Raw genomic sequence first — 20,914 nt, 5'->3', positions numbered from 1 at the left:
GCGTGATGCTTTTTATGTTTGCTTGATAAAGAAAATGCCGCAAAGCTGGAGAGGGCGCAAGAGAATTACGGGTCAGAAAATAAAAAACGCAATGGTCATTGCTGATTGATGAAAAAAGATTATGTAATGAACGCTATTATTGATGAATCAACAGTGAAGTGGTGATTTTATTGAATGGATGTATTTTTCAGGCCGGATAACTTGCAGATGTTGTTATCCGGCTAAAGAGATTAAATGACGTCTATTTCAGCAACGGACGGGTAAATCCAGCTTGGTCTGAACGGCATGTTGTCAATATCATCAAGCTTGGATACGCCAGACAGTACCAGGATAGTTTCCAGACCCGCCTGAAAACCTGCCAGAATATCGGTACGCAGGTTGTCACCAACGATAACGGTTTCTTCCGAGTGCGCCTGCATTTTGTTGAGAGCCGCGCGAATAATCCACGGGCTGGGTTTGCCGACATAAAACGGTTTACGACCTGAGATCTTCTCAATACCGGCACAGAGTGCTCCACAGGCGGGATAAAAGCCGCGACCGTGGGTATCCGGGTTAGTGGCGATAAAACGCGCGCCGTTGGCGACAAAATATGCTGCTTTATGCATCATGTCCCAGTTATAGGAACGTGTCTCGCCAACAATCACAAAATCGGGGTTCACGTCGGTAATGGTAAATCCAGCTTTGTACAGTTCGTGAATTAACGCGCCTTCACCCACCACATAGGCCTTTTTTCCTTCCTGGCGACGAAGGAAATCAGCGGTAGCCATCGCGGAAGTATAAAAGACGCTATCAGGGACATTCACACCCGCGGTGGCGAAGCGGTTTGCCAGATCTTGCCCGGTCTGCGAAGGGTAGTTAGTCAGCAAGACTAACGGCAGGCCTTTTTCCAGGATCCCAGTCAGAAATTCTGCCGCACCTGGTACGGCAACATTGTCGTGCATCAGCACGCCGTCGATATCACAAATTACATTCTTAATGGCCATGGACAATCCGACATTAAAAAAAGAAGGCATTACTATACACAAAATACACTACATCATTCGAGTTGCATCAAGGCGGCAAGTCTGCGAACCCCTGGAGCTTACTGAAGTAAGTGACCGGGGTGAGCAGATGCAGCTAACGCAGAGGCAGCTCGAAGGATGACGTGTATTAGTTTTCCAGCAAACGTTGCAGCAGTGTACCGTTGAGCATCGCGCGCTTCACCAACGCAAAGGCGCCAATGGCAGAGCGGTGATCCAGCGTGGAACGAACCACCGGTAAATTGTGGCGAAACGCTTTCAACGCCTGCGTGTTGATACAGCTTTCTATTGCAGGCAGCAGCACTTTATCAGCCTCGGTAATTTCGCCCGCAATGACGATTTTTTGTGGGTTAAACAGGTTGATGGCGATGGCGATGGTTTTACCCAGGTGGCGACCAACGTGCTCAATGACTTCTGCTGCCAGGTTATCGCCTTTATTTGCCGCCTTACAGATAGCTTTGATGCTGCAATCATCCAGCGTGAGCCGGCTTGGATAACCCTGTTTCAATAAGTTCTGCACGCGGTGTTCGATAGAGGCATTGGCGGCAATGGTTTCCAGACAGCCGAAGTTACCGCAGTGACAGCGCTCACCCAGCGGCTCTACCTGAATATGACCAATCTCGCCGACGTTGCCATTGCGACCGATGAAAATTCGGCCATTGGAGATGATACCCGCGCCGGTTCCGCGGTGCACTCGCACCAAAATGGAGTCTTCGCAATCCTGACTAGCCCCGAAATAGTGCTCAGCCAGCGCCAGACTGCGGATATCGTGACCGACAAAGCAGGTAACCTTGAAGCGTTTTTCGAGCGCTTCGACCAGTCCCCAGTTTTCGACCTGAATGTGTGGCATATAGCGGATGACGCCGCTTTCAGGATCGACAAGGCCTGGCAAGATGACAGAAATTGCGATCAGCTCACGGATTTTCCGCTGGCAGTTCTCAATAAAGATGGCAATGGTGTTGAGCAGCGCATATTCCAGCGTTTCCTGGGTGCGCTCCGGGAGAGGGTAATGCTCTTCAGCAACCACTTTACTGCTCATATCATAGAGCGTGAGCGTTGTGTCGTGGCGACCCAGGCGTACGCCGATGGCGTGGAAATTGCGGGTTTCTGTGACGATAGAGATAGCGCGGCGGCCCCCGGTGGAGGCCTGCTGATCGACTTCTTTGATCAGCCCGCGTTCGATCAACTGACGCGTAATTTTGGTTACGCTGGCGGGGGCAAGCTGGCTTTGCTCGGCAATTTGAATTCGCGAGATTGGCCCATGCTGGTCAATCAGGCGATAAACCGCCGCGCTGTTAAGCTGTTTTACGAGATCAACATTACCTATTTGAGCTTGTCCGCCTGGTGTCATTCTTTCTCTTACTCAGTAACGACCTCGTTGCCATTAACGATGGTCTTGATGATTTTAAAGTCGTGCGTGAACGCAGTCAGGTTGGCTACTTTGCCTGGCGCGATGCTGCCGAGTTGTTTGTCGACGCCGATGGCGCGAGCAGGGTAGAGCGTTGCCATGCGTAAGACTTCGTCGAGGGCGATATTTGCATGCTCGACCAGATTGCGTACGCCTTCAATCATGGTTAATGATGAACCGCTCAACGTGCCGTTCTCATCAACACACAGTCCATTGCGGTAGTATATTGTTTTACCAGCGAAAATGAACTGTTCAATGTTTGCACCTGCTGGCGCGGTTGCGTCAGTGACCAGGCACAGCTTGTCGCCTTTCAGGCGCTTAGCATTACGGATGTTAACGTAGTCAACGTGCAGGCCATCGGCGATGATACCGCAGTAGATATCGGCTTCATCCAAAATAGCGCCCGCCAGACCGGGTTCGCGGCCGGTAATGTACGGCATCGCGTTGAACAGGTGCGTTGCAAAGGTAATACCTGCACGGAATCCGATTTTTGCTTCTTTTACCGTTGCATTGGAGTGACCCGCAGAAACCACGATACCCGCATTCACCAGTTTGGTGATGATTTCTACCGGGACCATTTCTGGTGCCAGTGTGACTTTGGTGATCACATCCGCATTATCGCACAGGAAATCAACCAGTGCAGCGTCCGGCTGACGGACAAATCCCGGATTATGGGTACCTTTTTTCACCAGGTTCAGCCACGGTCCTTCAAGATGAAGTCCTAATGCCTGATTCGGGTGTTTCGCCAGGTATTCACGCATCACGCGAACACCCTGTTTCATCAGGTCATCGCTGGTGGTGATAAGCGTTGGCAGATAGTTGGTGCAGCCAGATTTTTCATTGGCTTTCTGCATGATTTCCAGCGTTTCAACGGTCACGGCTTCTGCCGTATCATTAAACTGCACACCGCCGCAGCCGTTCAGCTGTACATCAATAAAACCGGGGGAAACAATGGCCCCATTCAGTGAGCGCTGTTCAATCCCTGACGGTAATTCAGCCAGTGGGCAAACGCTGTCGATCAGGCCATTGGCGACAACAATCGCATGGTCATCAAGAATTTCGTGACCGGTAAAGATCCGGCCCTGGGTTAAAGCATACATTCCGACCCCCGATTTCAAAAAAATGCCGCCCTGCAACTTATCGACAGGGCGGAGACATCAATTACAGACCTTTAATATTTTCCGCTTCTAACTCGTTGAAGTATTTCAGCGTCTTCACTTTCAGTTCCATGGTGGAAGGCTCATCGCAGACCACAACGGCTTTTGGATGCAACTGCAGGCAGCTGATGGTCCACATGTGGTTAACGTTGCCTTCAACGGCGGCTTGCAGCGCCTGTGCTTTCTGGTGGCCCAGAACCAGGATCATCACTTCTTCAGCATCCAGCAGGGTACCCACGCCAACGGTCAGCGCATATTTAGGCACCTGGCTTACGTCGCCGTCAAAGAAGCGTGAGTTAGCAACACGTGTGTCGTGAGTCAGCGTTTTGATGCGGGTACGGGAAGCCAAAGAGGAAGCTGGTTCGTTGAACGCGATGTGACCATCGTTACCAACACCGCCCATAAACAGGTGGATTTTACCGTAAGAACGGATTTTTTCTTCATACTGACGGCATTCTGCATCAATATCCGGCGCGTTACCATTGAGGAGGTTGATGTTTTCTGCTGGAATATCAACGTGATCAAAGAAATTGCGGTGCATAAAGCTGTGGTAGCTTTCCGGATGCTCTTTCGGCAGGCCAACATATTCGTCCATGTTGAAAGTAACAACATGCTTGAAGCTCACCTGGCCCGCTTTGTGCATTTCAACCAATGCTTTATAAGCTGTCAGCGGAGTACCGCCAGTCGGCAGGCCCAGAACGAACGGACGATCTGCCGTTGGTTTGAACGCGTTAATACGGTTAACGATATGGCGAGCAGCCCATTTGCCGACTTGTTCAGCGGTATTCAGGGGGATCAGTCTCATTCTTCACCTCAAAAGTAAATGTAAGCAATTGGCGGATTGAGTCTCTGTGCAGTAATAAGCGTAACCTGGTTTTGCATCGGTAAGGATCAATCCGTTTCGATTTTTTGAATGATAAAATAAGTTTTCGTAGTTAGCCAGTGAAAGGGAGGGTTAATAACGATATTTGGTGACTGGAATCACAAAAAACACGCGTTTAATTTGCGATACGAATTAATTTTTCACACACTCTGAATGTAGATGAATGGTTAATATCGTTGTTCCAGAATCTTGCTGTCAGGAATGGTCGCACAATAAAAATATGGCTTCAAAGAAGCCTAATCGGGGTCTCGTAGGGGGAATAAAATGAATATTTTAGGTTTTTTCCAGCGGCTGGGTAGGGCGTTACAGCTCCCCATCGCTGTGCTGCCAGTCGCGGCACTGCTGCTGCGATTCGGCCAACCAGATTTACTTAACGTACCCTTCATCGCGCAAGCGGGTGGGGCCATCTTTGATAACCTCGCGTTAATTTTTGCGATCGGTGTTGCTTCCAGCTGGTCAAAAGACAGCGCAGGTGCGGCAGCGCTGGCAGGTGCGGTCGGTTATTTCATATTGACCAAAGCAATGGTTACCATTAACCCTGCAATCAATATGGGCGTGCTGGCTGGTATCATCACCGGTCTGGTCGGCGGTGCCGTGTATAACCGCTGGTCTGGTATCAAACTGCCTGACTTCCTGAGCTTCTTTGGCGGCAAACGCTTTGTGCCGATCGCCACTGGTTTCTTCTGTCTGGTGCTGGCTGCTATCTTCGGTTACGTATGGCCGCCGGTACAGAATGCCATCCATGCGGGTGGTGAGTGGATCGTGGGCGCTGGTGCGCTGGGTTCCGGTATCTTTGGTTTCATCAACCGTCTGCTGATCCCAACCGGTCTGCATCAGGTGCTGAACACCATCGCATGGTTCCAGATTGGCGAATTTACTAACGCTGCAGGTACCGTATTCCACGGTGACATCAACCGCTTCTACGCGGGTGACGGCACTGCGGGTATGTTCATGTCTGGCTTCTTCCCAATCATGATGTTTGGTCTGCCGGGTGCGGCGCTGGCGATGTACTTCGCGGCTCCTAAAGCTCGTCGTCCGATGGTTGGCGGTATGCTGCTGTCCGTTGCGATCACCGCGTTCCTGACCGGTGTTACCGAGCCGCTGGAATTCCTGTTCATGTTCCTGGCTCCACTGCTGTACCTCCTGCACGCACTGTTAACGGGTATCAGCCTGTTCGTTGCAACACTGCTGGGGATCCACGCAGGCTTCTCCTTCTCCGCAGGTGCTATCGACTACGTGTTGATGTACAACCTGCCGGCAGCAAGCCAGAACGTCTGGATGCTGGTGGTGATGGGGCTGGTGTTCTTCGTTATCTACTTTGTGCTGTTCAGCGCGGTTATTCGTATGTTTAACCTGAAAACGCCGGGCCGCGAAGATAAAGAAGACGATATCGTTACTGAAGAAGCCAACAGCAACACTGAAGAAGGTTTGGCTCAACTGGCAACCAACTACATTGCAGCGGTTGGCGGTACTGATAACCTGAAAGCGATTGATGCCTGTATCACTCGTCTGCGTCTGACTGTTGCCGACTCCGGTCGCGTAAACGATGCGATGTGTAAGCGTTTAGGTGCATCTGGAGTAGTCAAGCTGAACAAGCAAACTATCCAGGTCATCGTGGGTGCGAAAGCCGAATCCATCGGCGACGAAATGAAGAAAGTTGTCGCGCGTGGCCCAGTGGCAGCAGCATCTGGTGAAAGTGCGCCAGCAGCAGCGGCCCCAGTAGCAAAACCGCAGGCTGTAGCGAATGCAGTCACCGTTGAAGCGCTGGTTTCTCCGATTACTGGTGACGTAGTTGCGCTGGAACAGGTTCCTGATGAAGCCTTCGCCAGTAAAGCTGTAGGCGACGGCGTGGCAGTGAAACCAACGGATAAAATCGTGGTTGCTCCGGCTGCGGGCACCATCGTGAAAATCTTCAACACTAACCATGCGTTCTGCCTGGAAACGGTTAAAGGCGCGGAAATCGTGGTCCATATGGGCATCGATACCGTAGCGCTGGAAGGTAAAGGCTTCAAGCGTCTGGTCGAAGAAGGTGCGGAAGTTACTGCAGGCCAACCGATTCTGGAAATGGATCTGGAGTTCCTGAACGCTAACGCACGTTCCATGATAAGCCCGGTTGTGTGCAGCAACAGCGATGATTTCGGCGCTCTGGTTATTAAAGCCGAAGGTCATGTGGTTGCCGGTCAAACACCACTATATGAGATTAAAGGTAAATAACTGCTCCTGAGTAAAGTGAGTTAAGTGCCTTAAGCGGCGGGGGATATTCCTCCGCCGCTTTTTTTTGCAGCAAATGCCCTCATATATCCTGTTGAAACACCTTTTTTGTGCAACTAATAGTTGTCTCCTGACGTCGCTTATAAGATCATACTCCGTTATACGTTGTTTACGCTTTGAGGAATCCACGATGAGTGAGGCTGAAGCCCGCCCGAGTAACTTTATTCGTCAGATCATCGATGAAGATCTGGCCAGTGGTAAGCACACCACTATCCATACCCGTTTTCCGCCGGAGCCAAATGGCTATCTGCACATTGGCCACGCGAAATCCATTTGTCTGAACTTTGGCATTGCGCAAGATTACCAGGGCCAGTGCAACCTGCGTTTTGATGATACGAACCCGGTTAAAGAAGATATCGAGTACGTTGAGTCGATTAAAAACGACGTTGAATGGTTAGGTTTCCACTGGACTGGCGATATTCGCTACTCTTCGGATTACTTCGATCAGCTTCACGCCTATGCGGTAGAGCTTATTAATAAAGGACTGGCGTACGTTGACGAACTGTCAGCGGACGAAATCCGCGAATACCGCGGCACGCTGACTCAGCCAGGCAAAAACAGCCCGTACCGCGATCGTAGCGTCGAAGAGAACCTGGCGCTGTTCGAAAAAATGCGTGCCGGTGGTTTTGAAGAAGGTAAAGCGTGCCTGCGTGCGAAAATCGACATGGCGTCGCCGTTTATTGTGATGCGCGATCCGGTGCTGTACCGCATTAAGTTCGCCGAACACCACCAGACCGGCAACAATTGGTGCATCTACCCGATGTACGACTTTACCCACTGCATCAGCGATGCGCTGGAAGGCATTACGCATTCCCTGTGCACGCTTGAGTTCCAGGATAACCGTCGTCTGTACGACTGGGTGCTGGACAACATCACCATTCCGGTTCATCCGCGTCAGTACGAATTCTCGCGCCTGAATCTGGAATATACCGTGATGTCCAAGCGCAAGCTGAACCTGCTGGTGACCGACAAGCACGTTGAAGGCTGGGACGATCCGCGTATGCCGACGATTTCTGGCCTGCGTCGTCGCGGTTACACCGCTGCCGCGATCCGTGAGTTCTGCAAACGCATTGGCGTGACCAAGCAAGACAACACCATTGAGATCGCTTCTCTGGAATCCTGTATCCGCGAAGATCTGAACGAAAACGCCCCGCGCGCGATGGCGGTTATCGATCCGGTTAAACTGGTTATCGAAAACTATCCGCAGGGCGAAAGCGAATTGGTCACCATGCCTAACCATCCGAACAAACCGGAAATGGGCAGCCGTGAAGTGCCATTTAGCGGTGAAATTTGGATCGATCGCGCAGACTTCCGTGAAGAAGCGAACAAGCAGTACAAGCGTCTGGTGATGGGCAAAGAAGTACGCCTGCGTAATGCTTATGTGATCAAAGCCGAACGTGTTGAGAAAGATGCGGAAGGAAATATCACCACCATTTTCTGCACCTACGATGCCGACACCCTGAGCAAAGACCCGGCCGATGGTCGTAAAGTCAAAGGCGTTATTCACTGGGTGAGCGCGTCCCATGCGCTACCGATTGAAATCCGTCTGTACGACCGTCTGTTTAGCGTGCCAAATCCAGGTGCGGCGGAAGACTTCTTGTCTGTTATTAACCCTGAATCGCTGGTCATTAAGCAGGGTTACGGTGAGCCGTCGCTGCAGGCAGCGGTTGCAGGTAAAGCGTTCCAGTTCGAGCGTGAAGGTTACTTCTGCCTGGACAGCCGTTATGCAACGGCTGAAAAGCTGGTGTTTAACCGTACCGTTGGTCTGCGTGATACGTGGGCTAAAGCGGGCGAATAAGCCGCAACACATCCTCTCTAAACGCCGCTTCATGCGGCGTTTTTTTTCGCAAAAAAAACGTGTAACGAGCTCCATTTGCGGAGCGAATTAATTACATGCTTGTAATAATGGCTTAGCTGAATGTTTTTGCGTTTAAATAACTTACCTCAATGTGAAATGGGCTGAAACCGATTTCATCTCCATGGAAAACAAGCGCTTTCTTCATTTTTCAACGCTTTTTTATCTCCCAATGAAAATGTAACAGAAAGCAATGAAATATGTGCGGTTGCTCATACTATTACATACTCGTTACAGAAAGAGATTGATAATTCGCGTCGCGAAAAATAGTCTATTCATTGTAGTCACTGAGGTTTTCTTAGCGCTACTTTTTTTATTTTTTGTTTTTTCGCTGTCCGCTTTTGTCGGCAGCATTTTATACGTCAAAGAGGATTAACATATGCGTACGTTTAGTGGCAAACGTAGTACGCTGGCGCTGGCTATCGCCGGTATCACAGCAATGTCGGGTTTTGTTGTTGCTCCCCAGGTACACGCCGAAGGATTTATTGATGACTCAACCTTAACCGGCGGCATCTATTACTGGCAGCGTGAGCGTGACCGTAAAGATGTGACCGATCATGACAAATACAAAACCAACCTTTCTCACTCCACCTGGAACGCTAACCTCGACTTCCAGTCCGGTTATGCGGCCGATATGTTTGGTATTGATATCGCAGCATTTACCGCTATTGAAATGAACGAAAGTAGCGAAAGCGGCCATCCAAACGAAATCGCATTCTCTTCCAAAAATAAAGGCTATGACGAGGATTACTCCGGAGATAAGAGCGGGATTAGCCTTTATAAAGCAGCAGCCAAATTTAAATACGGCCCAACCTGGGCGCGCGCCGGTTACATTCAACCAACCGGGCAGACTCTGCTGGCACCGCATTGGAGCTTTATGCCAGGTACCTATCAGGGTGCTGAAGCCGGTGCCAACTTCGACTATGGTGATGCTGGCGCGCTGAGCTTCTCCTATATGTGGGCTAACGAATATAAAGCACCGTGGCACACCGAAGTCGATAAATTCTATCAGGCTGATAAAAAGACCAGCGTTGATTACCTGCACTCAATTGGCGCGAAATATGACTTCAAAAATAACCTCTTGCTGGAAGCGGCATTTGGTCAGTCTGAAGGTTACGTCGATCAGTACTTCGCAAAAGCCAGCTACAAATTCGATTTAGGCGGTAACCCATTTACCACCAGCTACCAGTTCTACGGTGCACGCGACAAGGTTGATGATCGTACCGTGAACGATATTTATGATGGCACTGCCTGGTTGCAGGCGTTGACCTTTGGCTACAAAGTGGCAGAAGTCGTTGACCTTCGTCTGGAAGGGACCTGGGTTAAAGCGGACGGCCAGCAGGGTTACTTCCTGCAGCGTATGACCCCAACCTATGCCTCTTCAAACGGTCGTCTGGATGTCTGGTGGGATAACCGTTCTGACTTCAACGCCAACGGTGAAAAGGCAGTCTTCTTCGGCGCAATGTATGACCTGAAAAACTGGAATCTGCCGGGTTGGGCGGTAGGCGCGTCCTACGTTTACGCATGGGATGCTAAGCCATCAACCTGGCAGCTTAACCCGGATGCGTACTACGACAAAAACCGGACTATCGAAGAGTCTTCTTACAGCCTGGATGCGGTCTACACCCTGCAGGATGGTCGTGCGAAGGGCACCATGTTTAAGCTGCACTTCACTCAGTACGACAACCATTCAGACATTCCGAGCTGGGGCGGTGGCTACGGCAACATGTTCCAGGATGAGCGCGACGTGAAGTTCATCGTTATTGCTCCGTTCACCATCTTCTAATGCCAACAGCGGCAGGCCAGGGGCCTGCCGCTTCGTTGAGGAAAGTGCTATGAAAAAACTGATACTCATTGCCGTTATGGCATCAGGGCTGGTGGCGTGTGCGCAATCTCCTGCGCCGAAAGAGGACAGCCGTCTGAAAGAAGCCTACAGCGCGTGTATTAATACCGCTCAAGGATCGCCGGAAAAAATAGAAGCCTGCCAAAGCGTGTTGAATGTACTGAAGAAAGAAAAACAGCACCAGCAGTTTGCCAATGAAGAAAGCGTACGTGTGCTGGATTATCAGCAGTGTATCCAGGCCACGCGCACGGGTAACGGTCAGTCCGTTAATGCTGATTGTGACAAGGTCTGGCAGGAAATTCGCAGCAAGAATGCCGCACAGTAATTCAAAAAATGAAAAAGACAACGGGCGGAGAATTTTCCGCCCGTTTGCATTTCAGAGCTTATTTTCCACTGGTTGATAACCCCGACTCAGCCGGACAAACAGCATTGCCGTGGCGGCGAGTCCGCAAAGTGCCGCGCACATCAGCCACCATCCCGGTGAGCTTTTATCTCCGGTTAGCTGAACCAGTGCCGTGGATATGACGGGTGTCAGACCGCCAAAAATCGCCGTAGCCAGACTGAAGGCCAGTGAAAAACCCACCGTACGGACATAGACAGGCATCACCTCGGTGAGTGCCGCGACCATTGCCCCATTGTACATACCAAAAAAGAACGAGAACCAAAGCAGGACCAACGTCATGCGCATAAAATCTGGCGCGGCGGTGAGCCAGTGCATGACCGGCCAGGTGGTGATCAGAGCGAGTACGGTAATTCCCATCAACACCGGGCGGCGACCAATTCGGTCAGAAATCGCTCCGCCAATCGGCAGCCAGATAAAGTTAGAAATACCGACCAGCATGGTGACGACCAGGCTGTCGCGAGCGCTCAGATGGAGTACAGCCCTGCCATAGGTCGGGGTATAGACGGTAATAAAGTAAAACGTCGTTGTGGTCATCGCCACCAGCAGCGTACCCGCTGAGATCAGACGCCAGTTTTTGATGATAGTGGTGAAAATTTCCCTGGTGTCGGGACGGTGTGTACGTTGTAAAAATGCGTCCGTTTCCTGAAGCGAGCGGCGCAGGACGAAGATCAACGGAATAATCATACAACCAATAAAGAACGGAATGCGCCAGCCCCATTCAGAGATTTCATCGTGCCCCAGCGTGGCATTCAGGCCGTAGCCAATCAGCGCTGCCACCACAATGGCAACCTGTTGGCTGGCGGACTGCCAGCTGGTGTAGAAACCTTTATTGCCAGGCGTGGCGATTTCAGAAAGATAAACCGAAACGCCGCCCAACTCTACGCCCGCAGAGAAGCCCTGCAATAATCGACCGACTAATACCAGCACAGGAGCCAGCAGGCCAATACTTTGATAACCGGGAACCAGGGCAATCAGCAGGGTCCCACAGCCCATGATCGCCAGCGTCACCATCAGTCCTTTGCGGCGACCAATTCTGTCGATATAAGCACCCAGCACGATTGCGCCAACGGGCCGCATTAAAAAACCCGAACCGAAAACCGCAAAGGTCAACATGAGCCCGGCAAATTCACTCTCCGCAGGAAAGAAAGTCCTGGCGATATAGGTGGCGTAAAAACCGAACAGAAAAAAGTCGAACTGTTCGAGAAAATTACCGCTGGTTACCCGCAGTATTGCGCCGAAAGTTCCGGTGCGCGATGGTTGTTGTGTCATTGGGTTTGCTCCACTGTCTTATCATAATATTTATAGAGGTAAGAGTTTGCGGGTTAGTCGCCTGAGACTCCCGCCTGTTTGCCGCGCCGTTTCTCAATTGCCCACTTGAGTAAGGCTGCGCAGCGGTAAAATCCGTGGGCAAATTTTCCGTAAGGAATGGTCAGAAAAAGCGCCATGACCACGCCGAGATGAATGGCCAGTAAAATAGCCATCCATGAGGTATCTCTTCCTGCCAGCAGCGCCAGACCGGTCAGACTGGTCAGCAGCAGCAGCAAAATAAAACCGCGATCCATCGGTTTTTGCCGGGCGTCGCCGTGTAGCGGTGAGCGCCTGAGATTAAGCCATAGCAAGCCAGCCGGGCCGACAACCAGGCCAATGCCTCCCAACGTGCCCAGCATGACCGGAACGCTGAAGAACGGGTAGGGTGCTTCTATGCCGGCAAAGTAGTGATAGCCTGTTGCCACCACGGTGGCGGCAAAGCAGAGCAGAAAACCGTAGAAGGTGAAGTGATGGAAACGGCGGCGCATCAGGGTGAAAGCATCATCCGCTTCGTTACAACCTTTGCCATGGCCTCCATCGAGATACTTCAGCGTCAGCGCATTATGTGAGGCTTCAGCAATCTCGGCGGAACGCGGCATGCCCGGAGAAATCTCGCGCCAGAAGCGGATCACGCCTGCCATCAGCAAACCGATCGCCAGAACAAAGACCGAACCAAACATCCAGGCCAGCAGGTTATGCGGGAAAATTTGATAGAAATCCCCGGCCAGCGGAGGATGGAATAGTGAACCTTTCAAACCTATAGCGAGGAGTAAAAACAGGATCAGATCGAATACCAGCGCCAGCGTCACGGTTACGCCTGCGCGACGATATAGCGCGCCAAAAGCGGCGGGCTGCGCGTAATGCTGATAGGTTTCGAGCCGGACTTCCGCCATCGCCTTCGGCACGTTGATGGCAAATTCATGAGGCGGGGCATACTGACACGCGTGCAGGCAAGCGCCGCAGTTATGGCACAAGTTTGCCAGATAATTGATATCCGCTTTACCGAATTCCAGACGCTGAGTCATGGCCGGGAACACGGCGCAAAAGCCTTCGCAATAGCGGCAGGCGTTACACACCTGCATCACGCGTTCAACTTCCGCTTCCGGTTCGGTGATAATTTGTGCTTCGATGATCAGTTTCTCAAGCTGCTTCATGATGTGTCTCCTTACGTGCGGCCAGCGCGGCTTCTTTTCCGGCAATGCGGCCAAAGGTCGTGCCGATCGACATCCCCACGCCTGCGGTGTAACCCTTGCCCAGCACGTTGCCCGCCATCATCTCTCCGGCAACGAACAGATTACGGCTTGGAAGCCCTGCAAAATGCACAGCGGCGCGTTCGTTCACTTTTAACCCAAGATAAGTGAAGGTGATTCCTGGCCGCAGGGCGTAGCCGTAGTAAGGCGGTTGATCCAGCGGTCGCGCCCAATGCGTTTTCGCGGGTAGCAAATCTTTAGTGGCGCAGTTATCCAGAACGGTATGGTCGAACTGACCTGGCTGGCAGGCGTTGTTGTACTCTGTCACGGTGTGGGTAAAGCGTTCGGCATCCAGTCCTAACTGAAAGGCCAGTTCAGCCAGCGTATTGGCCTGTGTGCCAGGAAAGACCGGAGGCATGAAGTGTCCGATAGCTTTACTGTCGATGATGGAGTAGCCAATCTGTCTTGGCTGTTGAGCGACCAGACGTCCCCAGATGGCGTAGCGTTTGGGCCAGAAATCTTCACCTTCATCATAAAAACGCTCAGCGTCCCGGTTCACCACAATACCGAGCGAAACGCAGTCCACGCGGGTGCAAATCCCGCCGTCATATAATGGCGCTCTGGCATCAATTGCCACACAGTGTGACTGGGAGGGATCGCCGATAATGTCTGCGCCAGCATCCATCATAAATTTGAGCAGTACGCCCTGATTAAAACGCGTGCCGCGAATTAGAAAGTTATCCGCAGGCCACTCGCCGCGGGCATTTTCCCCCCAGGCTTCGCGCAACCACTCCCGGTTAGATTCGAATCCGCCAGCTGCAAGCACGCAGGATTTCGCTGTGATACGCTCTTTGCCTGCCAGCGCCGCCACGAACTCGCCGTTGTGCAGTTCAAGCGCCTGCACCGGTGTGTTATAGCGGATTTGCACGCCCAGCTTTTCTGCGCTGCGATAATAGGCATTCACGAGAGCTTTACCGCCCCCCATAAAAAAAGCGTTGGTTCGCGCCACGTGCAAAGCGCCAGAGAGAGGAGGCTGAAAGTTAACGCCGTGCTGGCGCATCCAGTCGCGGCATTGGGAAGAGGTACGGATCACCAGACGTGCCAGGGCTTCGTTGGTATTTCCTTCAGTTACGCGCTGCAGGTCTTGCCAGAACTCCTCTTCCGGATAGCTTTCTACCAGCACATCCTGCGGCGCATCATGCATACAGCGCAGATTACGCGTGTGTTGGGAATTTCCCCCGCGCCATTCCCGGGGAGCCGCTTCGAGCAGAAGTACCGAAGCTCCTTGCTCCCGGGCGGACAAGGCAGCGCATAACGCGGCATTGCCACCACCAATCACCAGAACATCAACCATCGTATACTCCATTACCATTTAACCATTTGTTAAATTTGTAATTGAAATGTATACGCGCAGCTTGTGCGGGCGCTATGACGTAGTGCTAAACGGTACTTTAGTTATTGTAAAGGATGGCGCCAGGCCAGCTTCCTGCTTCCACCAGTTGATGCATCACTTTCGTCAGCACCACACGGGCCGCGAGGCCTGCCGGGGTGAGTTCATCGTCTGAGAGACTCACCAGAAAGTTGGGGCGGCTAAGTATTGGATTGTGGACGCCGATCACTCTTAGCGTCTCTTTATCGAGATGGGAAATTGCCGCGCCGGGCTGGAGAGTGGCACCAATGCCACTGCGCACGGCACGCATGAGTAGCGCCAGACCATCAATTTCCGTGGCGATCTCAATGTTCAGCGCGTGTTCCTGACAAATCGCTTCCAGCCTGCCGCGCAGACCGTGGCCCGGGCTTGGCATTATCAATGGGATACTTGCCAGCTGGGCTGGAGCAATATTGTCATCGGCAATATCAGCCAGTAAGGCATGAGTCCCAATCAAAAACAGCCGCTCTTCGAGAATCGGTATGGCGCTCCAGCGCAGGATCTTTTCTTTCTGAAACACGACAGCCAGATCAATCTGGCGGGTATTAATCATCCGCTCCAGATTGCCAGAGAGGCTTTCCACCACATGCAGACGGACATCACTGTAGCTTTCCTGCATGGCGTTGATAAACGGCATTCCGAGAACGGAAGCGGTACTGGGAGCCATGCCGACGCTGACGTGCCCGGAAAGTCGGGACTCGCGTGCGGCTAGGATCGCGTCGTCTGCGTGACGAAGCGCCAGCTGCGCCTGGGAGTAAAAAGCCAGCCCGGCGCTGGTGGGTGTCACGCCTCGTGAGGTGCGTTGCAGCAGGCGAATAGCGAGTTCGTTTTCCAGACGCGACATTTGCTGGCTGAGTGCCGAAACCCCGATATTGAGATCGAGCGCCGCGCTACCCATGCTGCCGGTTTCTACAATGCGCACAAAATAGCGTAGCTGGCGAAGTTCCATTTCGACTCTCCGGAAGGGGCAATTGATTTTTACATTAAAGCAACACAGGAGCGGAGGGAAGGGGAAAAGGGCAGGTAACGCCCATAAAAAAAGCCAACCGGAGGGTTGGCTTTTCAGAAAGCATTACATTATTTGCCGTCGTGGGCGTGCTCATCTTCGCGGCAATCGCCTTCGGCGCAGTGACCGTAAAGATAGAGGCTATGGTTAGTTAAGCGAATGCCATGTTTAGCCGCAATCTCACGCTGGCGCGCTTCGATGGAATCATCGCTGAACTCGACCACTTTGCCGCAGTCAAGGCAGATGAGGTGATCGTGATGATGCTGTTGAGTCAGTTCGAAGACGGATTTACCACCTTCAAAATTATGGCGGGTCACGATACCGGCATCATCAAACTGGTTCAGCACGCGATACACGGTCGCCAGACCAATTTCTTCACCCATATCGATCAGGCGTTTGTATAAGTCTTCCGCACTGACGTGATGGTTATCCGGTTCCTGAAGAACTTCCAGAATTTTTAAACGAGGAAGCGTTACTTTCAGGCCAGCCTTCTTTAATGCGGTATTGTTGTCAGTCATGCGGAATCTGTCCTGTAGCTAAACGATTCACTTCATTAACAGAAGTGACAGAAATTGCACTTGAGATAATGCGTATCATTATAGAACTGCCATGGCTAAATGAAAACTGCAAGTCTCTGGCATATATTGTTAATCAAAACGTGGTATCGCCGACAAACACACTGTGCAACACCCGATTGGCATCCAGCCATTGTACAGGGTCAGACGAAAAAGTTACAAATTTGTAGCAATTATTTTGATTGGTTTTATCTATTGATGCGGCGCAGATGGAAATCTACGCCGCACGAAATCAGGCATTAATGATTTCGTCGAGGTGCAGCTCTTCAGAGATCTGCTTAACCCATTTTTCTACGCGTTCTGCTGTCAGTTCTGGCTGGCGATCTTCATCGATAGCCAGACCGACAAAGTGGTCGTCGTCAGCCAGGCCTTTAGACGCTTCAAAGTGATAACCCGCAGTCGGCCAGTGACCAACGATGGTTGCACCGCGCGGTTCGATGATGTCGCGAATTGTGCCTAACGCATCGCAGAAATACTCTGCGTAATCTTCCTGGTCGCCACAGCCGAACAATGCAACCAGTTTGCCGTTAAAATCAATGTCTTCGAGGGTAGGGAAGAAGTCATCCCAGTCACACTGCGCTTCACCGTAGTACCAGGTTGGGATGCCGAGCAGCAGAATGTCATAACCTTCGAGGTCTTCTTTGCTACTTTTTGCAATGTCATGAACATCGGCAACGTCTTTACCAAGCTGTTTTTGAATCATTTTTGCGATGTTTTCGGTATTACCGGTGTCGCTGCCGAAAAAGATGCCAGTGATTGCCATGAGTTAAATAACCTCTTGAAACTTATTGAAATGGTGGTGGCGCATTGCCCACGGATAAGGGCAATCATAGCAGAACAGTCAGGCATGCGGAAACAGCAAACACGCAGGACTGCACTCTGTGCTACACGATTTATGATTTAGAGCAGAAATTCAGACTATGCCTGACCGCGCAATGTGCTGAGTTGGGTCATCAGCATCTCTTCGATGAGTTCACTGCGACTCATGTTGCGCGCCTCAGCCAGCTCGTTCAGAGCGTCAACGGCATCAGCGTTCAGTTTCAGTTCGACACGCTTAAGCCCGCGAACTTTATCGCGTTTAAGCTGATTACGTTTATTAATACGTAACTGTTCATCACGCGAGAGCGGATTAGTTTTGGGTCGTCCCGGGCGACGCTCCTGCGCGAACAGATCTAATGTCGTACGGTCCGTTTGTTCTTTGGCCATGATCTTGGTGACTTCGGGGAAACAATCAGCCAGGCGTCTGCCCGGATGGATAGCGCGCCATAATACATCAGCAGGGGTGACACGCCAACGCCCACGCGCGTAATCGCGCGCAGACGCTGAGTTTTTAATCAGTTAGCGTGTTCGTTCAGATAACGACGGATGGCGCGCAGCACCGCCTCCGGTTTTTCCGCATGCACCCAATGACCGGCTCCAGCAATAACATGCGCCCGAGCCTGCGGAAATTGCGCCAGCAGCTGTTCGCGATACGCTTCGGTAACATACGGTGAGTTGCCGCCAGGGATAAACAGCGCCGGGTGCTCCCACGCAGGAATGGTTTCCCAACCGACGATATGAGGATACTGATCCCACAGCACGGGAACGTTAAAACGCCATTCGCCGTCGACGAAAGATTTCAGCAGAAACTGGATTACGCCTTCCTCATGCAGATGCTGACGCATGACGCTGGCCGCCTGCTGACGCGAAGTGACCTGGGCATCGGTTACGGCATTAATAGCGGTAAAGATCGCATCGTGACGGCGAACTTGATAGTCGACCGGTGCAATATCAATGGCCACCAGTCGATCGATACGATCAGGAGCCAGCGCGGTTAATGCCATGACGGCTTTTCCCCCCATCGAGTGACCAATAAAGGTCGCCTTTTCTATTTGCTGAGCGTCCAGCGTATCCAGCAAATCTTGCGCCATGGCCGGATAATTCATCTCAGGGGAACGAGGGGAGAGGCCATGATTTCGCATATCGACCTGGATGATATCGTGATCGACCACCAGATCGCGCGCCAGGATCCCCAGGTTATCCAGACTGCCAAACAGGCCGTGAACCAGGACGATGGGAGAATTATTGTGCAGGTTTTGCGCAGATTGCGCTCGGATATTCAATTTCATGGCAAAGTTCTTTTTTTCACACTCACGGGTTAGGGTATCATGTTGACCATTCTGCCACATGGCTGCAACAACTACGGTTACTCTGAGTTTTGCTGGCCACCAGGCTTGACGCTATCCGCTGTTGGGATTTGCCTTTACACTACGTGTGTTTACCCCGACAACTTGTATTCAGCTAAACACTGCACTGGATTAAGATGAAAACGATTGAAGTTGATGATGAACTCTATAGCTATATTGCCAGCCACACCAAGCATATTGGCGAGAGCGCATCCGACATTTTACGGCGTATGTTGAAATTTTCCGCCGCATCACAGCCTGTCACTCCGATAGTCAAAGAAGTCCGCGCTGTGCAACCTGTCGTGGAAGCTAAGCCGGTTAACCCCGTAAAAGATAAAGTGCGCGCGATGCGTGAACTGCTGCTGTCCGACGAATACGCGGAACAGAAGAAAGCAGTAAATCGCTTTATGCTAGTGCTGTCTACACTCTATTCACTGGATCAAAACGCGTTCGCCGAAGCAACGGAATCGTTGCATGGCCGTACGCGCGTTTATTTTGCAGCAGATGAACAGACGCTGCTGAAAAATGGTAATCAAACCAAACCGAAACACGTGCCAGGCACGCCGTACTGGGTGATCACCAACACCAATACCGGCCGTAAATGCAGCATGGTTGAACACATCATGCAGTCAATGCAATTCCCCGCGGAATTGATTGAAAAGGTTTGCGGAACAATTTAATCCTTGCATTAGAAGGACCAGGCAATGGCAATCCACAACCGTGCAGGTCAACCTGCGCAACAGAGTGATTTGATTAACGTCGCCCAACTGACGGCACAGTATTATGTACTGAAACCAACAGCAGGGAACGCTGAGCACGCCGTTAAGTTCGGTACGTCCGGACATCGCGGCAGTGCAGGTCGTCATAGTTTTAACGAGCCGCATATTCTGGCTATCGCTCAGGCGATTGCTGAAGAACGTGCGAAAAACGGGATTACTGGCCCGTGCTATGTGGGCAAGGATACCCACGCGCTGTCTGAACCGGCTTTTATCTCTGTACTGGAAGTGCTGGCGGCGAACGGCGTTGACGTCATCGTGCAGGAAAGTAACGGTTTTACGCCGACCCCTGCTGTGTCGAATGCTATCCTGGTCCACAACAAAAAAGGCGGCCCGCTGGCTGACGGCATTGTGATCACGCCGTCCCACAATCCGCCGGAAGATGGCGGCATTAAATATAACCCGCCAAACGGTGGTCCGGCAGATACCAACGTCACCAAAGTGGTGGAAGACAGAGCCAACGCGCTGCTGGCTGACGGTTTGCAAGGTGTGAAGCGCATGTCGCTGGACGCTGCGCTGGCATCTGGCCATGTAACAGAGCAGGATCTGGTTCAGCCGTTTGTTGAAGGACTGGCTGACATCGTCGACATGGCGGCGATCCAAAAAGCGGGTCTGACGCTGGGTGTCGATCCGCTGGGCGGTTCCGGTATCGAATACTGGAAGCGTATTGCTAAGCACTACAACCTGAACCTGACTATCGTTAACGATCACGTTGATCAGACTTTCCGTTTCATGCATCTCGACAAAGATGGCGCAATCCGCATGGACTGCTCCTCCGAGTGCGCGATGGCAGGCCTGCTGGCGCTGCGCGACAAGTTCGATCTGGCCTTTGCCAACGACCCAGACTACGACCGTCACGGTATTGTCACCCCGGCAGGGCTGATGAATCCGAACCACTATCTGGCGGTGGCGATCAACTACCTGTTCCAGCATCGCCCGCAGTGGGGCAAAGATGTTGCCGTTGGTAAGACGCTGGTGTCCTCGGCGATGATTGACCGCGTGGTGAATGATTTAGGGCGTAAACTGGTCGAAGTGCCGGTTGGCTTTAAATGGTTTGTTGACGGTCTGTTCGACGGCAGCTTTGGCTTTGGTGGTGAAGAGAGCGCGGGGGCATCTTTCCTGCGTTTCGACGGTACACCGTGGTCGACCGACAAAGACGGCATCATCATGTGCCTGTTGGCGGCAGAAATTACCGCAGTGACCGGTAAGAATCCGCAGGAGCACTACAACGAACTGGCTGCCCGCTTTGGTGCGCCGAGCTACAACCGCCTGCAGGCAAGTGCGACCTCCGCACAGAAAGCGGCGCTGTCTAAACTGTCTCCGGAAATGGTGAGTGCCAGCACGCTGGCGGGCGACCCGATCACCGCACGTCTGACGGCGGCACCGGGCAACGGTGCTTCTATCGGCGGTCTGAAAGTGATGACTGACAACGGCTGGTTTGCCGCTCGTCCGTCCGGCACCGAAGACGCTTATAAAATCTATTGCGAGAGCTTCCTCGGTGAAGAACACCGCAAGCAGATCGAAAAAGAAGCGGTTGAAATCGTCAGCGAAGTGCTGAAAAACGCGTAAACCGTAGGCCGGATAAGACGCTAGCGTCGCTATCCGGCATGAATTAAAAAGCCGGAT

At 52.0% G+C, this 20,914-nt stretch carries 19 protein-coding genes; 6 read left to right on the top strand and 13 right to left on the bottom strand.

Annotation, left to right across the window (positions count from 1 at the left end; translation table 11 throughout):
• Positions 1 to 230: 230 nt before the first annotated feature.
• From nagD to nagB, 4 genes are all read right to left on the bottom strand, one after another.
• Complete coding sequence (nagD, locus tag OGY06_RS07645) at positions 231 to 983, bottom strand: ribonucleotide monophosphatase NagD (protein ID WP_003022792.1); 753 nt, start codon at positions 981 to 983, stop codon at positions 231 to 233.
• 166 nt (positions 984 to 1,149) lie between these two features.
• Positions 1,150 to 2,370: a DNA-binding transcriptional regulator NagC gene (gene nagC / locus OGY06_RS07640; protein WP_003831335.1), complete on the bottom strand. Its 1,221-nt coding sequence runs from the start codon at positions 2,368 to 2,370 to the stop codon at positions 1,150 to 1,152.
• 8 nt (positions 2,371 to 2,378) lie between these two features.
• A complete protein-coding gene (gene nagA / locus OGY06_RS07635; protein WP_286605021.1) occupies positions 2,379 to 3,527 on the bottom strand; it encodes an N-acetylglucosamine-6-phosphate deacetylase in 1,149 nt (382 codons plus the stop codon).
• 61 nt (positions 3,528 to 3,588) lie between these two features.
• Positions 3,589 to 4,389 carry a glucosamine-6-phosphate deaminase gene (gene nagB / locus OGY06_RS07630; RefSeq protein WP_003022803.1) on the bottom strand — a complete coding sequence of 267 codons (801 nt, stop codon included), beginning with the start codon at positions 4,387 to 4,389 and terminating at the stop codon, positions 3,589 to 3,591.
• A 342-nt stretch (positions 4,390 to 4,731) separates the two neighbouring features.
• On the opposite strand from nagB, the gene nagE reads away from it, so the two are divergent.
• The 4 genes from nagE (at position 4,732) to OGY06_RS07610 (ending at position 10,761) form a co-directional block, all read left to right on the top strand.
• The gene (gene nagE / locus OGY06_RS07625; protein ID WP_003831342.1) at positions 4,732 to 6,681 is read left to right on the top strand and encodes a PTS N-acetyl glucosamine transporter subunit IIABC; all 1,950 of its coding nucleotides are present in this window, start codon (positions 4,732 to 4,734) and stop codon (positions 6,679 to 6,681) included.
• Positions 6,682 to 6,868: 187 nt separating this feature from the next.
• Positions 6,869 to 8,536, top strand: coding sequence for a glutamine--tRNA ligase (gene glnS / locus OGY06_RS07620; RefSeq protein WP_003831344.1), 1,668 nt, complete (start codon positions 6,869 to 6,871; stop codon positions 8,534 to 8,536).
• A gap of 436 nt (positions 8,537 to 8,972) precedes the next feature.
• Positions 8,973 to 10,379 (top strand): chitoporin ChiP, encoded by a 1,407-nt coding sequence (chiP, locus tag OGY06_RS07615; protein ID WP_003831346.1) that lies wholly within the window; start codon positions 8,973 to 8,975, stop codon positions 10,377 to 10,379.
• Positions 10,380 to 10,428: 49 nt separating this feature from the next.
• Positions 10,429 to 10,761: a ChiQ/YbfN family lipoprotein gene (locus OGY06_RS07610; protein WP_063940703.1), complete on the top strand. Its 333-nt coding sequence runs from the start codon at positions 10,429 to 10,431 to the stop codon at positions 10,759 to 10,761.
• Between the two features lie 51 nt (positions 10,762 to 10,812).
• On the opposite strand, the gene OGY06_RS07605 is transcribed toward OGY06_RS07610, so the two are convergent.
• From OGY06_RS07605 to ybfF, 9 genes are all read right to left on the bottom strand, one after another.
• Positions 10,813 to 12,108 carry an MFS transporter gene (locus tag OGY06_RS07605; RefSeq protein ID WP_218667556.1) on the bottom strand — a complete coding sequence of 432 codons (1,296 nt, stop codon included), beginning with the start codon at positions 12,106 to 12,108 and terminating at the stop codon, positions 10,813 to 10,815.
• A 53-nt stretch (positions 12,109 to 12,161) separates the two neighbouring features.
• Positions 12,162 to 13,301, bottom strand: a complete 1,140-nt coding sequence (gene tcuB / locus OGY06_RS07600; protein ID WP_286605018.1) for a tricarballylate utilization 4Fe-4S protein TcuB — start codon at positions 13,299 to 13,301, stop codon at positions 12,162 to 12,164.
• The gene (tcuA, locus tag OGY06_RS07595) at positions 13,288 to 14,691 is read right to left on the bottom strand and encodes an FAD-dependent tricarballylate dehydrogenase TcuA (RefSeq protein ID WP_286605016.1); all 1,404 of its coding nucleotides are present in this window, start codon (positions 14,689 to 14,691) and stop codon (positions 13,288 to 13,290) included. The genes tcuB and tcuA overlap by 14 nt, the downstream gene beginning before the upstream one ends.
• A gap of 97 nt (positions 14,692 to 14,788) precedes the next feature.
• Positions 14,789 to 15,715 (bottom strand): tricarballylate utilization LysR family transcriptional regulator TcuR, encoded by a 927-nt coding sequence (gene tcuR, locus OGY06_RS07590; RefSeq protein WP_003831357.1) that lies wholly within the window; start codon positions 15,713 to 15,715, stop codon positions 14,789 to 14,791.
• A gap of 128 nt (positions 15,716 to 15,843) precedes the next feature.
• Positions 15,844 to 16,290, bottom strand: a complete 447-nt coding sequence (gene fur / locus OGY06_RS07585) for a ferric iron uptake transcriptional regulator (RefSeq protein WP_003022836.1) — start codon at positions 16,288 to 16,290, stop codon at positions 15,844 to 15,846.
• A complete protein-coding gene (locus tag OGY06_RS07580) occupies positions 16,283 to 16,369 on the bottom strand; it encodes a ryhB-regulated fur leader peptide (protein ID WP_100247215.1) in 87 nt (28 codons plus the stop codon). Before OGY06_RS07580 ends, fur begins: the two co-directional genes overlap by 8 nt.
• A gap of 210 nt (positions 16,370 to 16,579) precedes the next feature.
• Positions 16,580 to 17,110, bottom strand: coding sequence for a flavodoxin FldA (gene fldA, locus OGY06_RS07575; protein WP_003022839.1), 531 nt, complete (start codon positions 17,108 to 17,110; stop codon positions 16,580 to 16,582).
• Positions 17,111 to 17,265: 155 nt separating this feature from the next.
• Positions 17,266 to 17,553, bottom strand: coding sequence for a LexA regulated protein (gene ybfE / locus OGY06_RS07570; RefSeq protein ID WP_003831362.1), 288 nt, complete (start codon positions 17,551 to 17,553; stop codon positions 17,266 to 17,268).
• Between the two features lie 128 nt (positions 17,554 to 17,681).
• A complete protein-coding gene (gene ybfF, locus OGY06_RS07565) occupies positions 17,682 to 18,455 on the bottom strand; it encodes an esterase (protein ID WP_032934546.1) in 774 nt (257 codons plus the stop codon).
• Between the two features lie 194 nt (positions 18,456 to 18,649).
• On the opposite strand from ybfF, the gene seqA reads away from it, so the two are divergent.
• Positions 18,650 to 19,192, top strand: a complete 543-nt coding sequence (seqA, locus tag OGY06_RS07560) for a replication initiation negative regulator SeqA (protein WP_003022848.1) — start codon at positions 18,650 to 18,652, stop codon at positions 19,190 to 19,192.
• A 24-nt stretch (positions 19,193 to 19,216) separates the two neighbouring features.
• Positions 19,217 to 20,857: a phosphoglucomutase (alpha-D-glucose-1,6-bisphosphate-dependent) gene (gene pgm / locus OGY06_RS07555; protein ID WP_126955847.1), complete on the top strand. Its 1,641-nt coding sequence runs from the start codon at positions 19,217 to 19,219 to the stop codon at positions 20,855 to 20,857.
• Positions 20,858 to 20,914 lie beyond the last annotated feature (57 nt).

The sequence above is a fragment of the Citrobacter sp. Cpo147 genome (genome assembly GCF_030332405.1).
GTDB lineage: Bacteria > Pseudomonadota > Gammaproteobacteria > Enterobacterales > Enterobacteriaceae > Citrobacter > Citrobacter portucalensis.
Note: the sequence above shows the minus strand (reverse complement) of the source record. Positions and strands in the feature narration are given on the sequence as shown.